Annotated in this window: 15 protein-coding genes; 8 read left to right on the plus strand and 7 right to left on the minus strand. The window is 53.0% G+C overall.

Going from position 1 to position 15,811, the window contains the following annotated elements; all coding sequences use genetic code 11:
- Nucleotides 1-203 precede the first annotated feature (203 nt).
- Entirely contained in the window at nt 204-854 is a 651-nt protein-coding gene (elbB, locus tag ACXAGQ_RS08065; RefSeq protein WP_475253103.1) for an isoprenoid biosynthesis glyoxalase ElbB, read from the minus strand.
- A gap of 324 nt (nt 855-1,178) precedes the next feature.
- Between elbB and polA the strand changes: the two genes are divergently transcribed.
- Together polA and spfP are read left to right on the plus strand one after the other, a co-directional pair.
- Complete coding sequence (gene polA, locus ACXAGQ_RS08070; RefSeq protein ID WP_475253105.1) at nt 1,179-3,950, plus strand: DNA polymerase I; 2,772 nt, start codon at nt 1,179-1,181, stop codon at nt 3,948-3,950.
- A 186-nt stretch (nt 3,951-4,136) separates the two neighbouring features.
- Nucleotides 4,137-4,184 (plus strand): small protein SpfP, encoded by a 48-nt coding sequence (gene spfP, locus ACXAGQ_RS08075; RefSeq protein ID WP_438616993.1) that lies wholly within the window; start codon nt 4,137-4,139, stop codon nt 4,182-4,184.
- Nucleotides 4,185-4,914: 730 nt separating this feature from the next.
- Here spfP and yihA read toward each other — a convergent pair.
- Entirely contained in the window at nt 4,915-5,571 is a 657-nt protein-coding gene (yihA, locus tag ACXAGQ_RS08080; protein ID WP_475253107.1) for a ribosome biogenesis GTP-binding protein YihA/YsxC, read from the minus strand.
- Nucleotides 5,572-5,729: 158 nt separating this feature from the next.
- On the opposite strand from yihA, the gene ACXAGQ_RS08085 reads away from it, so the two are divergent.
- The 6 genes from ACXAGQ_RS08085 (at nt 5,730) to hemN (ending at nt 10,407) form a co-directional block, all read left to right on the plus strand.
- The gene (locus ACXAGQ_RS08085; RefSeq protein WP_475253109.1) at nt 5,730-6,347 is read left to right on the plus strand and encodes a c-type cytochrome; all 618 of its coding nucleotides are present in this window, start codon (nt 5,730-5,732) and stop codon (nt 6,345-6,347) included.
- A 489-nt stretch (nt 6,348-6,836) separates the two neighbouring features.
- Nucleotides 6,837-7,019, plus strand: coding sequence for a hypothetical protein (locus ACXAGQ_RS08090; protein ID WP_475253110.1), 183 nt, complete (start codon nt 6,837-6,839; stop codon nt 7,017-7,019).
- A gap of 200 nt (nt 7,020-7,219) precedes the next feature.
- A complete protein-coding gene (locus ACXAGQ_RS08095; RefSeq protein ID WP_475253112.1) occupies nt 7,220-7,861 on the plus strand; it encodes a class I SAM-dependent methyltransferase in 642 nt (213 codons plus the stop codon).
- The gene (yihI, locus tag ACXAGQ_RS08100) at nt 7,861-8,397 is read left to right on the plus strand and encodes a Der GTPase-activating protein YihI (protein ID WP_475253114.1); all 537 of its coding nucleotides are present in this window, start codon (nt 7,861-7,863) and stop codon (nt 8,395-8,397) included. The genes ACXAGQ_RS08095 and yihI overlap by 1 nt, the downstream gene beginning before the upstream one ends.
- 3 nt (nt 8,398-8,400) lie before the next feature.
- Nucleotides 8,401-8,886, plus strand: coding sequence for a DUF2489 domain-containing protein (locus tag ACXAGQ_RS08105; protein WP_475253116.1), 486 nt, complete (start codon nt 8,401-8,403; stop codon nt 8,884-8,886).
- A 147-nt stretch (nt 8,887-9,033) separates the two neighbouring features.
- Nucleotides 9,034-10,407, plus strand: coding sequence for an oxygen-independent coproporphyrinogen III oxidase (gene hemN / locus ACXAGQ_RS08110; protein ID WP_475253118.1), 1,374 nt, complete (start codon nt 9,034-9,036; stop codon nt 10,405-10,407).
- 79 nt (nt 10,408-10,486) lie between these two features.
- Here the strand turns inward: hemN and ACXAGQ_RS08115 are convergent, their stop codons facing one another.
- The 5 genes from ACXAGQ_RS08115 to glnA all read right to left on the minus strand — a co-directional run bounded on the left by ACXAGQ_RS08115 (nt 10,487) and on the right by glnA (nt 15,548).
- Nucleotides 10,487-10,615, minus strand: a complete 129-nt coding sequence (locus tag ACXAGQ_RS08115) for a hypothetical protein (RefSeq protein ID WP_261397041.1) — start codon at nt 10,613-10,615, stop codon at nt 10,487-10,489.
- Between the two features lie 250 nt (nt 10,616-10,865).
- Nucleotides 10,866-12,281 (minus strand): nitrogen regulation protein NR(I), encoded by a 1,416-nt coding sequence (glnG, locus tag ACXAGQ_RS08120; RefSeq protein ID WP_475253120.1) that lies wholly within the window; start codon nt 12,279-12,281, stop codon nt 10,866-10,868.
- Nucleotides 12,282-12,291: 10 nt separating this feature from the next.
- Complete coding sequence (glnL, locus tag ACXAGQ_RS08125) at nt 12,292-13,341, minus strand: nitrogen regulation protein NR(II) (protein WP_475254700.1); 1,050 nt, start codon at nt 13,339-13,341, stop codon at nt 12,292-12,294.
- A gap of 120 nt (nt 13,342-13,461) precedes the next feature.
- A complete protein-coding gene (locus ACXAGQ_RS08130; protein ID WP_475253122.1) occupies nt 13,462-14,016 on the minus strand; it encodes a DUF4124 domain-containing protein in 555 nt (184 codons plus the stop codon).
- Between the two features lie 122 nt (nt 14,017-14,138).
- Nucleotides 14,139-15,548, minus strand: a complete 1,410-nt coding sequence (glnA, locus tag ACXAGQ_RS08135; protein ID WP_475253124.1) for a glutamate--ammonia ligase — start codon at nt 15,546-15,548, stop codon at nt 14,139-14,141.
- Nucleotides 15,549-15,811: the final 263 nt, after the last annotated feature.

The raw sequence follows: 15,811 nt of genomic DNA on the forward strand, positions 1-15,811 counted from the left end.
ACGGCAACAAAGGGTTCTCGTTTGAAGGCACGACATTGCTCACATTGCTTCCAGTGTACTTTAGCTAGGGTGGGTTTTTAGTGTAGGGCTGAAAACACAATCCCTTCTGCTGAGCGGCAACTACTTCCAGGTCTTGATAATGGAAAGTAGTGCCGCTTTTTCTTTATCTGCGATTTGATCATTTCAGAAATTATGACCAGGCATCAGGCTATCTTCACTAGCTCCTTGACCAGTTTATTGATCCCTTCCGCCGCTTCGGAAATGCTGCCAGCCAGCATATAGGCCGGGGTAGTCAGCAGGCGGCGTTTTTGATCTAGCACGTAGTCGCTGACCGGGCACTTGATATGCTCGCCGCCCATTTGGGTGAATACCTTGGCGGTATCTGGATCGGTGCCGATGGTACCTTTGGCGCCTGGGCCATAAATGAGCGGGATCATTGCCGGGGCTATACACAGGTAACCTGCGGGCTTTTCCTCTTCGGCAAATTTCTGGCATACCCGTTTCACCTCGGGATGGATTGTGCACTCGCTGCCCTTGAAGGCGAAGTCAGACAAGTTCTTGGCTGCGCCGAAACCGCCGGGAAGCAGCAGGGCGTCATACTGACTGGGATCCAGCGTGGCCAGATCATCGATTTGACCGCGGGCGATCCGGGCCGCTTCGATCAATACATTCCGTGTTTCTGCCATTTCTTCACCGGTCAGGTGGTTAATCACATGGTGTTGATCCATATTCGGGGCAAAGCAGTGCCAGCTGGCACCTTCTTGCTCGATGGCAAGCAGGGTGAGGACGGATTCATGGATTTCGGCACCGTCAAACACTCCTGAGCCGCTCAAAATAACTGCGATTTTCTTCATAATGGCTCCCTTTCTCGTCAGATTTGTCTATTTTTACTCTCAGTTCATCTTATTTCAGTACGCGTTGTTAACTTTTTCCACAATTAACGATCATTTTCGGATCGTGGATCTTATGAGCGATATGTATTTAACGTGTTGTATTTATTTGTTTTTATGTCTTCGGTTTTTATGGTTTAAATAATTGATCAACGCTTTAAAATGAACTACCAACAAACTTATCCACAGGTGCGCCCCCCAAATTGGAAAACAGCAGTTAACAGTTGATGGTAGTCATGGCATCCTAGTGACCTAACTCTTTCATCCCCCGGATATAAGAATATCTTTATGGCAACTATCCCAGAAAATCCACTTATTCTGATTGATGGATCATCTTATCTTTATCGTGCCTACCATGCTGCGCCGAACTTCACTAATTCAGACGGTGAACCAACCGGTGCGGTGTATGGTGTAGTGAACATGCTGCGCAGTATGTTGCGCCAGTTTTCCACCGAGCACATTGCTGTCATCTTTGATGCGAAAGGAAAAACATTCCGAGACGAGATGTACCCGGAATACAAGGCCAACCGTCCGCCAATGCCGGATGATCTTCGCTCTCAGATCGAGCCGCTTCATGCCGTGATCAAGGCCATGGGCCTGCCGCTGATTTCGATTTCCGGGGTAGAAGCCGATGACGTGATCGGTACCTTGGCCAGCCAGGCGTCGAAAGCCGGTATGCCGGTATTGATCAGTACCGGTGATAAAGATATGGCCCAGCTGGTTGATCAGAATATTACCCTGATCAACACCATGACCGATGTGGTGATGGATCCGGCTGGGGTGGTTGATAAGTTTGGTATCGGTCCTGAGCTGATCATCGACTACCTTGCCCTAATGGGGGATAAGGTCGATAACATCCCGGGTGTACCGGGAGTCGGGGAAAAGACGGCTAAGGCATTGCTGACTGGTATCGGCGGTTTGGATGCGCTGTACGCCAACCTTGATGATATTGCGCCGTTGGGTTTCCGTGGCTCGAAAACCATGTCGAAAAAGCTGCTTGATAACAAGGAAGCGGCTTACCTGTCCTACGAGCTGGCGACGATCAAGCTGGATGTCGAGCTGGATGTCACCCCGGATCAGTTGGTGAAAACCACGCCGGACACCGATGAGCTGACCAAGCTGTTTGGCCAGTTGCAGTTCCGTCGCTGGCTGTCAGAAATGCTTGATGGCAGTGACGGTCGTATTGTTGCCGATGAAAAATCGGCGGCACCGGCTGCTGAAGCCAAGCCGGTTGCCCCGGTGATTGATCGTAGTGGCTATGAAACCGTGTTGGACGAAGCGGCATTCAGCCAGTGGCTGGAAAAACTCAATACGGCTGAAGTCGTGGCGTTCGACACCGAGACCGATGGCTTGGATTACATGACGGCAAACTTAGTCGGTGTGTCATTTGCGGTGGAAGAAGGCAAAGCGGCCTACGTGCCGGTAGCCCATGACTACCTTGATGCTCCGGCCCAGCTTGATCGCGATTGGGTGCTGGCACAGCTTAAGCCGCTGCTGGAAGACCCAAGCAAGGACAAGGTCGGCCAGAACCTCAAGTTCGATGCCAGCATTCTTGCTCGCTACGGTATCGAGATGCAGGGGATCCGCTTTGACACCATGCTGGAATCCTACGTGTTCAACAGTGTGGTAGGCCGCCACGATATGGATAGCCTGTCGCTGCGCTACCTTGAGCACAAGACAATAAGCTTCGAAGACATTGCCGGCAAGGGCAAGAAGCAGCTGACCTTCAACCAGATTGATCTGGAGCAGGCCGGCCCTTATGCAGCCGAAGATGCCGATATCACCCTGCGCCTGCACAATGTATTGCTTGAGAAAGTGAATGCCGATGCCAAGCTAAAGTCGGTTTTTGACGATATTGAGATGCCATTGGTACCGGTTCTGTCGCGCATGGAGCGTACCGGGGTATTGATTGACAGCATGCAGCTTGGCGCGCAGTCGACCGAGATCGCCGTGCGCCTTGATGAGCTGGAAAAACAAGCCTACGACATCGCAGGCGAAGAGTTCAACCTGAGCTCGCCAAAGCAGCTTCAGGCGATCCTGTTCGAGAAAATGGGCCTGCCGGTACTGAAGAAAACCCCATCGGGTACCCCTTCGACCAATGAAGAGGTGCTGCAGGAGCTGGCACTGGACTACCCGTTGCCGAAGCTAATCCTGGAATACCGCAGTTTGGCGAAGCTGAAATCGACCTACACCGACAAGCTGCCGAAGATGATGAACCCGGCAACAGGCCGTGTCCACACATCTTACCACCAGGCTGTGACCGCGACTGGCCGCTTGTCGTCAAGCGATCCTAACCTGCAGAATATTCCAGTCCGTAACGAAGAAGGGCGCCGTATTCGCCAAGCCTTCATTGCCCCGACTGGCTATAAGGTACTGGCGGTCGACTACTCGCAAATCGAGCTGCGTATCATGGCGCACCTGTCGGGTGATCAGGCCCTGCTGGATGCCTTTAACCACGGCAAAGATATCCATGCCGCGACGGCTGCCGAGATTCTGGGGATCCCGCTTGAATCGGTGACCAGCGAGCAGCGCCGCCGTGCCAAGGCGATCAACTTCGGTCTGATCTACGGTATGAGCGCATTCGGTTTGGCCAAGCAGCTGGATATGGGGCGTAACGAAGCGCAGGATTACATGAATGTATACTTCGAGCGTTACCCGGGCGTACTGGAATACATGGAAAGTACGCGCAATCAGGCGAGCGAGCAAGGGTATGTCGAAACCCTGTTTGGCCGCCGTTTGCACCTGCCTGATATCAAGTCGCGTAATGGCATGCGCCGCAAGGCCGCTGAGCGTGCAGCGATCAATGCCCCGATGCAGGGAACCGCTGCCGATATCATCAAGCGTGCCATGGTCTTGGTTGACGAGTGGGTTGGCCAGCAACCTGAAGGGCGTGTTCGCCTTCTAATGCAAGTTCATGACGAACTTGTATTTGAGGTACAGGAGTCGGAGGTCGACAACGTTTCAGCCGAGGTCCAACGCTTGATGGAAGCTGCTGCAGAGTTGGCTGTTCCGTTGATTGCCGACGCTGGTATCGGTGATAACTGGGATCAAGCGCACTAAATCAGCTTAATACCCAATTCCAACAAGAAATAGCCAGCCATGCTGGCTATTTTTTTGCTGAAATTATTCGTTCAGTGACTTACGAGGTTTAGAAATTAGTTACGAGATCTTGAAAAAAAACTACAAAAAGTCTTTTCAAAACTGAGCAATTGATATACAGTTAGAGACGTAGGGTACAGAGGTAAGATGTTCTATCTTTCAGACCTTTTGTTTCACGTTATTGGATTTGGCTGATTCAGCCGCCCTGGTCATTTGACCAGGGCGTTTTTTATTGTGCCAAAGAAAAATCCATCCCCCGCAAACTCCCCGTTTATATTTTGATCATTCTGGTGCTGATTGGTTGCCAACTCATCTATTTAGTTACCGAATGCCAGTACTGGAAGCTTTTGTTGCCAGTTTCTATGCCTGTTGCTGACATTTGTTTCAGTAAAATTTAGAGTAATTACTTTAATTTTGCTGGGGAGGTGGCTATACTATTGCTTGCTTCTTGTTCATATTTGTTTTCGGTAGTGGGTTTGATACCGGCTAGCCAACAAATACATGAAATCGCCATCCTGGTTTTGGGGTGGCTTTTTTTTATCCTGCCTGTCATTAAACTGTAATTTTATTCCATTTTGGGATGTCAAAATCCGCTTGTCACTATCTTTATTTTTGATAAAAAACAACTTTCCCCTAGATTGTGCGCCAACAGTCTAAAACTAGATATTTGCGGCGGGAAACCAAGGCAGGATCTGAGCTGGTATGTTGCCCAAAACACACTTATGGGAGAAAAAACTTGCGTTGGTGGGGGAAATCACTGATGCTTTCGGGACAAATATAAAAACCTCCTATTTCTCTCCCATTGCCCCGCCTTGCTGGTGGGGTATTTTTATGTCGGCAAGTCACAGGTGCCGTTGCAACGGCCACAAATAAAAAAAGCCCCCGTCTGGGAGCTTTGTTGTGGGTTATTGCATAGGGCGAAGGCTTATTCTTCGTCTTGCGCCTCGTCGTCTTCGAGCATTGCCAGCTGGCGCTCTAGCTCAGGGGCAAACCACTTGTCCAGCTTGCGGCGAACCTGATCCACGCCGATCCCCTTGAGTGACGAGAAGGCTTCGACTTGCACGTCGCCACCGAACGTCTTGACGTTGTCGCGAACCTTCATAAGCTGCTGCTTGCGGGCTCCGCTTTTGAGCTTGTCGGCTTTGGTCAGTAGGACCAGCACTGGCAGGCGGCTTTCGATCGCCCACATGATCATCTGCTGATCCAGATCCTTGAGCGGGTGGCGGATATCCATCAGTACCACTAGGCCCTGCAGGCACTCACGCTTTTGTAGGTATTCACCCAGCGACTCCTGCCATTTTAGTTTCATTTCCAGCGGAACCTGGGCATAGCCATAGCCTGGAAGGTCAATCAGGTTACAGCCCGGTACCACTTCGAACATATTGATCAATTGGGTACGGCCAGGCGTTTTAGAGGTACGGGCCAGGCTTTTTTGGTCGGTGATGCGGTTTAGGGCACTCGACTTACCTGCATTGGAGCGGCCAGCAAATGCGATCTCAACGCCTGTGTCGTTTGGCAAGTGTCGGATAGTCGGCGCACTTGTGATAAATCCTGTGTTTCTATAGTTGAGAGGTTGATTCACTGTTAACTCCGTCAAGTCTTGATGTAGTCGACTGATTACTTTTATGTGAAATTGTGTAAAATGTACGAAAACCGAGCTCGGTTAGTGGTCGCATTGTATACCATGTTACTGAGCATTACTTGTGGTACTGGAAGCTCTATAATTATAAACGGAATGTCATGAAGAAATTAGCACTGATATTGACTCTGCTGGCCAGTTGCTCAGCCTGGGCCCAGGGAGATGCAGAAGCCGGAAAGGCAAAAGCCGCAACATGTGCCGCCTGCCATGGCGCAGACGGTAACGGTATTATGGCGCAATACCCTAAGATTGCCGGCCAGCATGCCGGTTACCTTGAAAAACAGCTCAAAGATTTCAAGCTTGCGATGAGCAGCGGCGGCGCTCAAGGCCGTAACGATCCTGTTATGGGTGGCATGGCTATGCCGCTGACCGAGCAGGACATGGCTGATCTAGCAGCCTACTATGCCTCACTACCTATCTCTGATAACACCACGCCTGAATCTTCGGTTGAAATCGGCCAGGCCCTATATAACTTCGGCGATGCCGAGCGTGGTGTGACGGCTTGTACGGCTTGCCATGGCCCTCGTGGTAATGGCACCAGCCTGTCCGGGTTCCCGAAAATCTCAGGTCAGAATGCCGAATACGTTACGCTTCAGCTGGAGAAATTCCGCGATGGCCAGCGTGTCAACGACATGAATGCCATGATGCGTGCGGTGGCAGCGAAGCTTACCGACGACGAAATTGCTGCCTTGTCCCAGTACGTTGGCGGCTTGCACTAAGTTTTCCTTCAGCCTGGCTTCCAGTCGGTGGTGAGAAAAGGCAGCTTCGGCTGCCTTTTTTATTGCCAATTTCGCGCTGATCTTGCAAGAAAATGACAGTTTTTTCCGGCTAAAAAGCAATGTGCTTGGTGGCTTGTGAGAGATCGGCTATTTGAACCGGTCGATGTTGATGAAGTTGTTCATGCTTTTTTCATTAAAATTTTTCAAAACAATGCTTTGTGAGAATTGAAATAAAGTTACAGCCAGGCCTTCCTTTTCCGCTCCATTGTTTCAGGCCAGGATCGGCGTAAAGTATGCCTTGTCGACAGGGAGTTGGCACAGGAAGGAAAGCGCCATTGACGGCATGGGCAAGAAGCCCGAAGGAATACAGGATGTCCGGCAAGGAGCCGGGTAGACCGCAAGATGTGGTAAGGATTGTCAGGAAAGACCCTTACGGAAAAGAAAACACAACATAGGAAGCAGCATTCTAGGGACGGGGTGCACACACGGATGGTGAACTGGTTGCCTGATGGCAACATGCTGATGGAAAAGCCGGTGAAGGATAGCCGCGAAGACAGGGATAAGCGTCTTAAGGACACAAAAACTCATCAGGATGATGAAAAACAACAAGTTGGTACGGAAGCACTAATAACAAATGGATATTGCCAGACCGGGATGTTACTAACTGGTTAAGGACAGACTAGACAGGATATAGCCAGCAATGGCGACCCCACAGAGCGACAGGTTAGCCAACCTGTCGCTTTTTTCTTGTTTGGCGCTTTTCCTGCGCGCGCTTTGTAGTGCACATTTCTCAATCAAATCTGCTATGATACCCGGCTTCATTTGGGCGCCGTGGCGATGTCCTGTGCGTTAGACTTAACTGGAGAGCGATAATGATCCCTTGTCCGCTGTGCCATAGCCAAGACAGTGCGCTGTTTTTTGAAGACAAGCGCCGGCAGTATCTCCGCTGTGGTGAGTGTGCATTGATATTTGCCGATCCTGCGTCGAGATTATCGCCGCAAGAAGAGAAAGCGCACTATGATTTGCATGAGAACAACCCGGAAGATATGGGGTACCGACGTTTTCTTGCTCGCCTTGCCGACCCGCTCACGGAGCGCCTGGGGGATCGAACCCTCAATGGCCTGGATTTTGGCTGCGGCCCTGGCCCAACCCTGTCGCTGATGCTGGCGGAGTCTGGCCATAATATGGCGGTCTATGATCCGTATTTTGCCGCTGAGCCGGCAGTGCTGGAAGTGCAGTATGATTTTGTCACCTGCACCGAGGCGATCGAACACTTTTATACGCCTGCGAAGGAGTGGGGGCAGCTGGTTGGTATGATAAAACCCGGTGGTTGGCTGGGGTTGATGACCAAACTGGCACGAGATGCAGATGCCTTTGCGCAATGGCATTACAAGAACGACCCGACCCACGTGAGCTTTTTTAGCCGCGAAACATTCCAATACCTGGCCCAACGAGACGGCCTGGATGTGGAATTTGTCGGGAATGATGTAATTTTGCTGAGGAAAACCCAGTAATGACCCGTAAGAAAAGAAGCCGTACTACCGGGATGTCCGATCAGGTAGTCACTATTAAGACCCGTAGCCAGCATGACCTAGACGGTTTGCAGCGTAAGAAAGATCGCAAGCGCAAGGGCCTTAAGTCTGGCAGCCGCCACTCAATGGTTACGCCAGAAGATGCTCGCAAGGCCGCCCAGCGCAAAGACCCGCGCCATGGCAGCAAGAAAGCGATCCCGTTGATTGTCGAGCCGAAGAAGCCGATGACCAAGCAACAGCGTCGCATGACTGCCGAGCAGGAGCTGCAGATGCTGGAAAATGATGCCCAGCTAATGGTACTGCTAGACCGTATCGAAGCGGGTGAAAAACTGGGTGCTGGCCTGCAGAAGCAAGTCGACCAGAAACTGGACCGTATCGAGCAGCTGATGAACCAGCTTGGCCTGCTTGACGAAGACGAGCCGGAAATGGATGAGATCGCACCGGGTGCCCCTCGTTCTGATGACGACTTGCTCGACCAGTTTGAAAACATGGAATTTGACGGTTTAGACAAGGAGTAAGCCTTGCAGGATATGACATTGTGGCTAGGACTGGCCGGCCTGATTGTGGCAGTGCTGGCAAGCTATGCCGGCTATTTGTTGTTTAAGCTCTACCAGCAGACCCAGCGCCATAAGGCTTTTCTTGCCCGCGCCCAGCGCCAGCAGGAAGAGGGGATCAAGCAGCGCAATGCCAATATCATGGAAAGCGTGCTGATCATTGCCGAGGCCGGCAAACAGGATGAGTGTGACATGTCTGAGATTGCCATTCGCTTGTACAAGCTGATGGAAGTCTTGCAGGGTGAACTCCGGGTGGATTTTGCCAACCAGTATCCGGCGATGCATGAGCTTTACCAGGTGGTGAAAGACATGCCGCGCGGCGATGCACGCAAGACCTTGGCCAAGAAAGAGCGCATGCAGCTTGACCTGATCCGTATGAAGGCCGAAGCCCGCTTGGTTGAGTCGATCAAAACCGAGTTGGATCTTATCCTGGCAGCCAAGCCAGCTGCTTGATATCGGCGATTGTTTCCCCTGTCTATACTCACAGGCAGGGGAATACTGATCCGGCTAGCAGTTTAGTTATCTCCTATCTACATCTTTACCAAGTTGTGTCACACTTGGTGGTCAATTTCTCCCCTCTAATTTTAGTGGAAGTAAGTCATGTCAAATGAGCAAATTATTTGGGATCAGGCCCTAATCGAAAAATATAATTATTCGGGGCCGCGCTATACCTCATACCCGACAGCGCTGGAGTTCCATGAAGCGTTCACGCCGGCGGAATTTGACATGGCGTGCGCCCAGTACCCTGAGCGCAACCTGTCGCTGTATGTTCATATCCCGTTCTGCCACAAGCTGTGCTACTACTGTGGCTGCAACAAGATCATTACCCGCCACCAACACAAGGCCGATCAGTATCTTGATGCGCTGGAGCAGGAAATCCGCCAGCGCGCGGCGCTGCTGGGTGAGCGCACCGTTAGCCAATTGCACTGGGGCGGTGGTACACCCACTTTCCTGACCAAGCCGCAGGTAAGCCGGTTGATGGGGCTGCTGCGTGAGCAGTTTACCTTTGCCCCTGATGCCGAGATCAGCATCGAGGTTGACCCGCGTGAAATCGAGCTTGATATGCTTGACCACCTGCGCAGCGAAGGCTTCAACCGCCTGAGTATCGGGGTGCAGGACTTCAACAAGGAAGTCCAGAAGCTGGTTAACCGTGAGCAGGACGAAGCCTTTATCTTTGCGATGGTAGAGCGCGCCCGCGAGTTGGGTTTCCGCTCGACCAACCTGGATTTGATCTATGGCCTGCCGAAGCAGACACCAGAGCGGTTTGCCGAAACGCTGGAGCAGGTATTGACCATGCGCCCGGGCCGTCTGTCTATCTTCAATTACGCGCACATGCCGAAATTGTTTGCTGCCCAGCGCAAGATTAAAGATGCAGACCTGCCGCAGGCCAATGAAAAGCTGAAGATTTTGCAGCAGACCATTGAAACACTGACCGGTGCCGGCTACCAGTTTATCGGGATGGATCACTTTGCCTTGCCGGAAGACGAGCTGGCGATTGCCCAGCGCGAGGGGATCTTGCACCGCAACTTCCAGGGTTACACCACCCAGGGCGATACTGACTTGCTGGGCCTTGGCGTGTCGGCCATCTCGATGATTGGCGACTGCTATGCCCAGAACCAGAAAGAGCTGAAGCAGTATTACGCCAGTGTCGGCGAGAAGCGCGAAGCGCTGTGGAAAGGGGTATCGCTCGATGGTGATGACCTGTTGCGCCGCGAGGTAATCAAGTCGCTGATTTGTAATTTCCACCTCGACAAGCAGGCCATTGAGCAGCAGTTTGGTATCGAGTTCGATAGCTATTTTGCTGAAGATATCGAGTTGCTACAGACCTTTATCAACGATGGCCTGGTGGAGAATAGCGCCACCGCGATAGACGTGGTGCCGAAAGGCCGGTTGCTGATCCGCAATATTTGCATGAGCTTTGATAAATATTTGCGCCACCGTGCCCGCCAGCAGCAGTTCTCGCGTGTAATTTAGTCCCGTTTCTTGCGCGGATAAACAAAAAGCCCTCAAACCTTAGGTTTGGGGGCTTTTTGGTATCGGCTAAACGGCAGCATTAGCCGTTGAACATATTCACCGCAGCAATCAGAGCCAGGATCCCGGCAGCAAAATGGCCTGGGCCATTGGCTGCGATTTCGCTGACTGCAGGCATTGCCACGCTGAATGAAAAGAGACTTTCCAGCATGGTGGGTTTCCCACTGTATTCTTGGTGTGATGGTGCGTTGTGTGGTGTGGCTCCAGGGGCGCTGAAACCGGAGGGTATTGTACGCAAAACGAGCGAAGATGGAATGGGGGTAGGTCAAAAAATGGCCAGTGGTTGCGAATAATTTATCCAACCATTTTATCTAACCAATTTATCTAACCCTAGTTCACTGCGAAAAGCCCTTCGTTGGTATTGGTACGAACGGAGGGCTTTCCGACTCAGAAGGGCCGTGTCAGTCCATGACAACGTTGAGCTCTTTGAGCTTGCGGGTCAGGGTATTGCGCCCCCAGCCCAGCAAGCGGGCGGCTTCCTGTTTGTGGCCGTGGGTATGTTCCAGTGCCGCTTCCAGCAGGATTTTCTCAAACTCCGGCAGTGCTTCGCCCAGCAGGTTCTGGTGACCCTGGCGCAGGTTGTCGAACGCCCATTTTTCCAACGCATGGTGCCAGTGCTGGTGGCCGCTTTCACTGCCTTCCGGCTCGCTCGGGGCGAGTAGCTCTGGCGGCAGGTCGGCCGGGAGGATTTCCTTGCCACTTGCCATCACGGTGAGCCAGCGGCAGGTGTTTTCTAGCTGGCGGACATTGCCCGGCCAATCCAGCTGTGTCAGGGCTTCTTCGGTTTCCGGGTTCAGGGTTTTGACTTCGACACCGAGTTCATCAGAGGCGCGCTTGAGGAAGTGACGGGTCAGCTGCGGGATATCCTGGCGGCGGTCTTTGAGTGCTGGCAGGTGCACTCGGATCACATTGAGGCGGTGGAACAAGTCTTCGCGGAAGTCCCCCTCGGCCACCAGGCGCTCGAGGTTCTGGTGGGTCGCCGCAATGATCCGGACATCGACGTTGACCGGTGAATGGCCGCCAACCCGGTAGAATTGGCCGTCGGCCAGCACCCGCAATAGGCGGGTCTGGATATCCAGTGGCATATCGCCAATTTCATCGAGGAACAGGGTGCCGCCGTTGGCCTGCTCGAAGCGGCCCTGGCGGACGCTGTTGGCACCGGTGAAAGCCCCTTTTTCGTGTCCGAACAGCTCCGATTCAATCAAATCCTTGGGGATCGCAGCCATGTTGAGGGCTATGAACTCTTTGTGGCTGCGCGGGCTGTGGCGGTGCAGGGCGTGGGCAACCAGCTCTTTACCGGTTCCTGACTCGCCGTTGATCAGCACCGAGATGGATGAGCGGGACAGGCGGCCGATGGCACGGAAAACCTCCTGCATTGCCGGGGCCTCGCCGATGATTTCCGGTGCGTTCTTCTCAATGGCTTCCGGTTGTTGCTGGCGTTTCTGCTCCTGGCTGTGGGTGACGGCCCGCTCGACCAGGCTGACGGCCTCGTCAATATCAAATGGCTTGGGCAGGTACTCGAAGGCCCCTTCCTGGTAGGCGTTCACGGCGGCATCGAGATCCGAGTGCGCGGTCATGATGATGACCGGCAGGGTCGGGTAGTCGGCCTGCAGGACCTTGAGTAACGAGAAACCGTCCATCCCCGGCATGCGGATGTCCGAGACCAGCACATCGGGCACGCTGCGCTCGAGGGCTTCGACCACGCTGTCGGCATTGGCGAAGGTTTCGCATTTCAGCCCGGCTGCGTTGAGGGTCCGCTCCAGTACCCAGCGGATAGAGCTGTCGTCATCGACGACCCAAATTAGTCCTTTGCTCATGGCGAATCCTCTACATAATCGGTAAATACATGGTGAATTTGGTATGGCCCGGCCAGCTGACAACTTCTATCTTGCCTTGGTGCTGGTCGACCAGGTTCTGTGCAATGGAAAGCCCCAGCCCGGTGCCGCCTTCGCGGCCAGTCACCATGGGGTAGAACAGGGTGTCCTGGATATCACTCGGGATCCCCGGGCCATCATCGATGATGTCGATCTTGGCTGCCACCCGGTAGCGCTTGCCGTGGATCAGCGCCTGGTGGGCGGTACGGGTCTTGAGGGTGATATTGCCGCCGCCGTGCTGCCTGAGGGCCAACGAGGCATTGCTGACAATATTGAGAATGGCCTGCTCGAGCTGCTCGGCATCCATGGTGAAGTCGGGCAGGCTGGGATCATAGTCGCGGTGCAGGTGGATATTCTCGCCGCAATCGATACTGATCAGCTGACGGACTTTTTCCAGCACCACATGGATATTGTCCTGCTGGCGGCTGCCGGGACGCTGCGGCCCGAGCAGGCGGTCGACCAGGTTGCGCAGCCGGTCGGCCTGCTCGATGATCATCTGGGTATACTCGGTATAGCTTGGGTCGGGCAGGGTCTTTTCCAAAAGCTGGGCGGCACCGCGCAGGCCGCCTAGCGGGTTTTTGATTTCGTGGGCCAGCCCGCGTACCAGCTCCTTGGCGGCTTGCTGCTGGGCATGCTGGCTCAGCTCCTGGCTGATCCGCCGCTGCTGGTCAATCGGCTTGAGCTCGAGCAGGATAAGCAGCTCGCGCTGCCAGGATAGCGGGCTGGCATTGAGCTCAAGGGTATGGTGTCGGCCGTCGATGACGAAGGTGACATCGCTGTCGGCCAGCCCCTGGCCGCTTTGCAGTGTTTCGGGGATCAAGCTCAGGTCTAGCGAGCTGTGTTGGAGCAGATCCGAAAAGCGGGTGTTGTTGAGCCGGCGCTTGCTGAACGACAGCAGTTGCTCTGCCGCCGGGTTGACATAGCGTATGGTCAACGACTCATCGAGCAACGCGATTGCCGTGACTTGGTTGTCCAGGATCAGGGAAGAAAAGTCAGCCGTCACAATTACCATCCTTGTTGGTGCAGTTCATCATGGTGCATGGAACTGCCAATGCACCATATTGGTGCAATCAAGTGTAGCCTGTCTGCCTGGTATCGTGAACGAAAAAATGGCTAACGCTTGCTATTTGGGCACTGGGAGCGGTACCGGGCGTTGGTTGATACGGGCACGGTGCAAGAAGACAGTGATTTCTTCAGATGATGCAATAACCTTGCCGTGTTTGAGCAATTCTACCTGCAGGGTATGGCTGCCGCGGTCAATATTGGTGAGGGGCCAAGTCAGCTGGGCCTGTGGGCGGCCGTAGATGTCACCATCGAGGCGCAACCGTGCGCTGTGGCCTTGGCTGAGTTTGCGGCTGGCCGAGGCTACGACAGTCATGTTGCCTTGGTTGTCACGCAGTGTTTGCTGGTCGGCCGGGCTTAGCAGCTGAATACTTGCCGCTGGCAGTGCCGGCTCGGTTACTGAGAGAGTTGCTGCCTCGGTTTCTCCGTTAGCGGCTGAAAGAGCGGGGGCCTCTATGCGCTGAGGGTCACGGATGGTTACCACGGATGCTCCGGGGTGGGGCTTGTCGGAAAAGTGGGTGTTGCCATCTTCGTCTTGCCAGGTGTAGATCTCGGTGGCGACACAGGTGGCTGAAAGTAGCAGGAGTGTCGGTAGTAAGCGGGAAGTTCTGGGCATGCTAGTGGTTGGGTTGTGGGTGATCCCTTATTGTTGGCATTGGGTCTGGTGGCGGACAAGATCAAAAAGGCCAGCTTGTGAAGCTGGCCTAAATCTATTATGTCGACTTGTTTATCAGTTACTTAAACTGAGTAGTACAGTTCGAACTCTAGTGGATGCGTGGTCATGTTAACTTTCTCAACATCCTGAGATTTCAGGCCGATGTAAGAATCGATGAAGTCGTCAGAGAATACGCCGCCCGCTGTTAGGAACTCACGGTCTTCGTCCAGTGCCTGCAGTGCACCTTGCAGAGACTCAGCAACAGTTGGGATTTCTGCCGCTTCTTCTGCTGGTAGGTCGTACAGGTCTTTGTCCATTGCTTCACCTGGGTGGATCTTGTTCTGGATACCGTCAAGGCCAGCCATTAGCATTGCTGCGAATGCTAGGTATGGGTTAGCTGCTGGGTCACCGAAACGAACTTCGATACGGCGTGCTTTCGGGCTCGGTACCACAGGGATACGGATAGAAGCAGAACGGTTACGTGCAGAGTAAGCCAGCATTACTGGTGCTTCGAAGCCAGGAACAAGACGCTTGTACGAGTTTGTTGCTGGGTTAGCGAAAGCATTGATTGCACGTGCGTGCTTGATGATACCGCCGATGTAGTAAAGTGCCATTTCAGACAGGCCGCCGTACTTGTCGCCTGCGAATAGGTTAACACCGTCTTTCGCTAGTGACTGGTGAACGTGCATACCAGAACCGTTGTCACCTACTAGTGGCTTAGGCATGAAGGTTGCAGTTTTGCCAAATGCGTGAGCAACGTTGTGAACAACGTACTTGTACACTTGGATTTCGTCCGCTTTAGTCGTTAGCGTATTGAAACGGGTTGCGATTTCGTTCTGGCCCGCAGTTGCTACTTCGTGGTGGTGTGCTTCAACAACCAGACCCATTTCTTCCATGATTAGACACATAGCAGAACGGATGTCTTGTGATGAATCTACAGGAGCTACTGGGAAGTAACCGCCTTTAACACCTGGACGGTGGCCTTTGTTACCGCCTTCGAAGTCAGAACCTGTGTTCCAAGCTGCTTCTACGTCGTCGATTTTGAAGAAAGAACCAGACATGTCTGTTGCGAACTTCACGTCGTCGAATAGGAAGAACTCTGGCTCAGGACCGATAAGAACGGTATCTGCAACGCCTGTTGCACGCATGAAGTCTTCCGCACGCTTGGCAATAGAGCGTGGGTCACGGTCGTAGCCCTGCATAGTAGAAGGCTCTAGGATGTCACAGCGGATGTTCAGTGTTGCATCTTCTGTGAACGGGTCAAGTACCGCGCTTGCTGCATCCGGCATCATCACCATATCTGACTCGTTGATACCTTTCCAACCAGCAACAGAAGAGCCATCGAACATTTTGCCTTCTTCGAAGAAGTCAGCATCGATCTGGTGGGATGGGATAGAGATGTGCTGTTCTTTACCCTTGGTATCGGTAAAGCGTAGGTCAACAAACTTAACTTCGTTTTCCTGGATCAGCGCAAGTACGTTTTCTACTGACATCTTGAGTAACCTCCGGTGTTAGGTTGGGCATTGGCCACAACAAATTAGGAATGAGCGTGTTCTGCTCTATTGCTCTAATACAATGCTATAACCGTGCCAACTTTTAAAAGCCCCAAAATAGCGCACTTAGCGGCTATCCCGGGCTGAATAAGTCCATGTGTTGCACCTTTTTGGGGATGTTGCGCACTGTTATGGTGCAAATGGTGTAGTAATCCCTTTTCTGGTGCGCGTAACTACATTAGCCCACCTTGGCATATTGTCAA

This window comes from Photobacterium sp. ABD4_091, assembly GCF_056160145.1.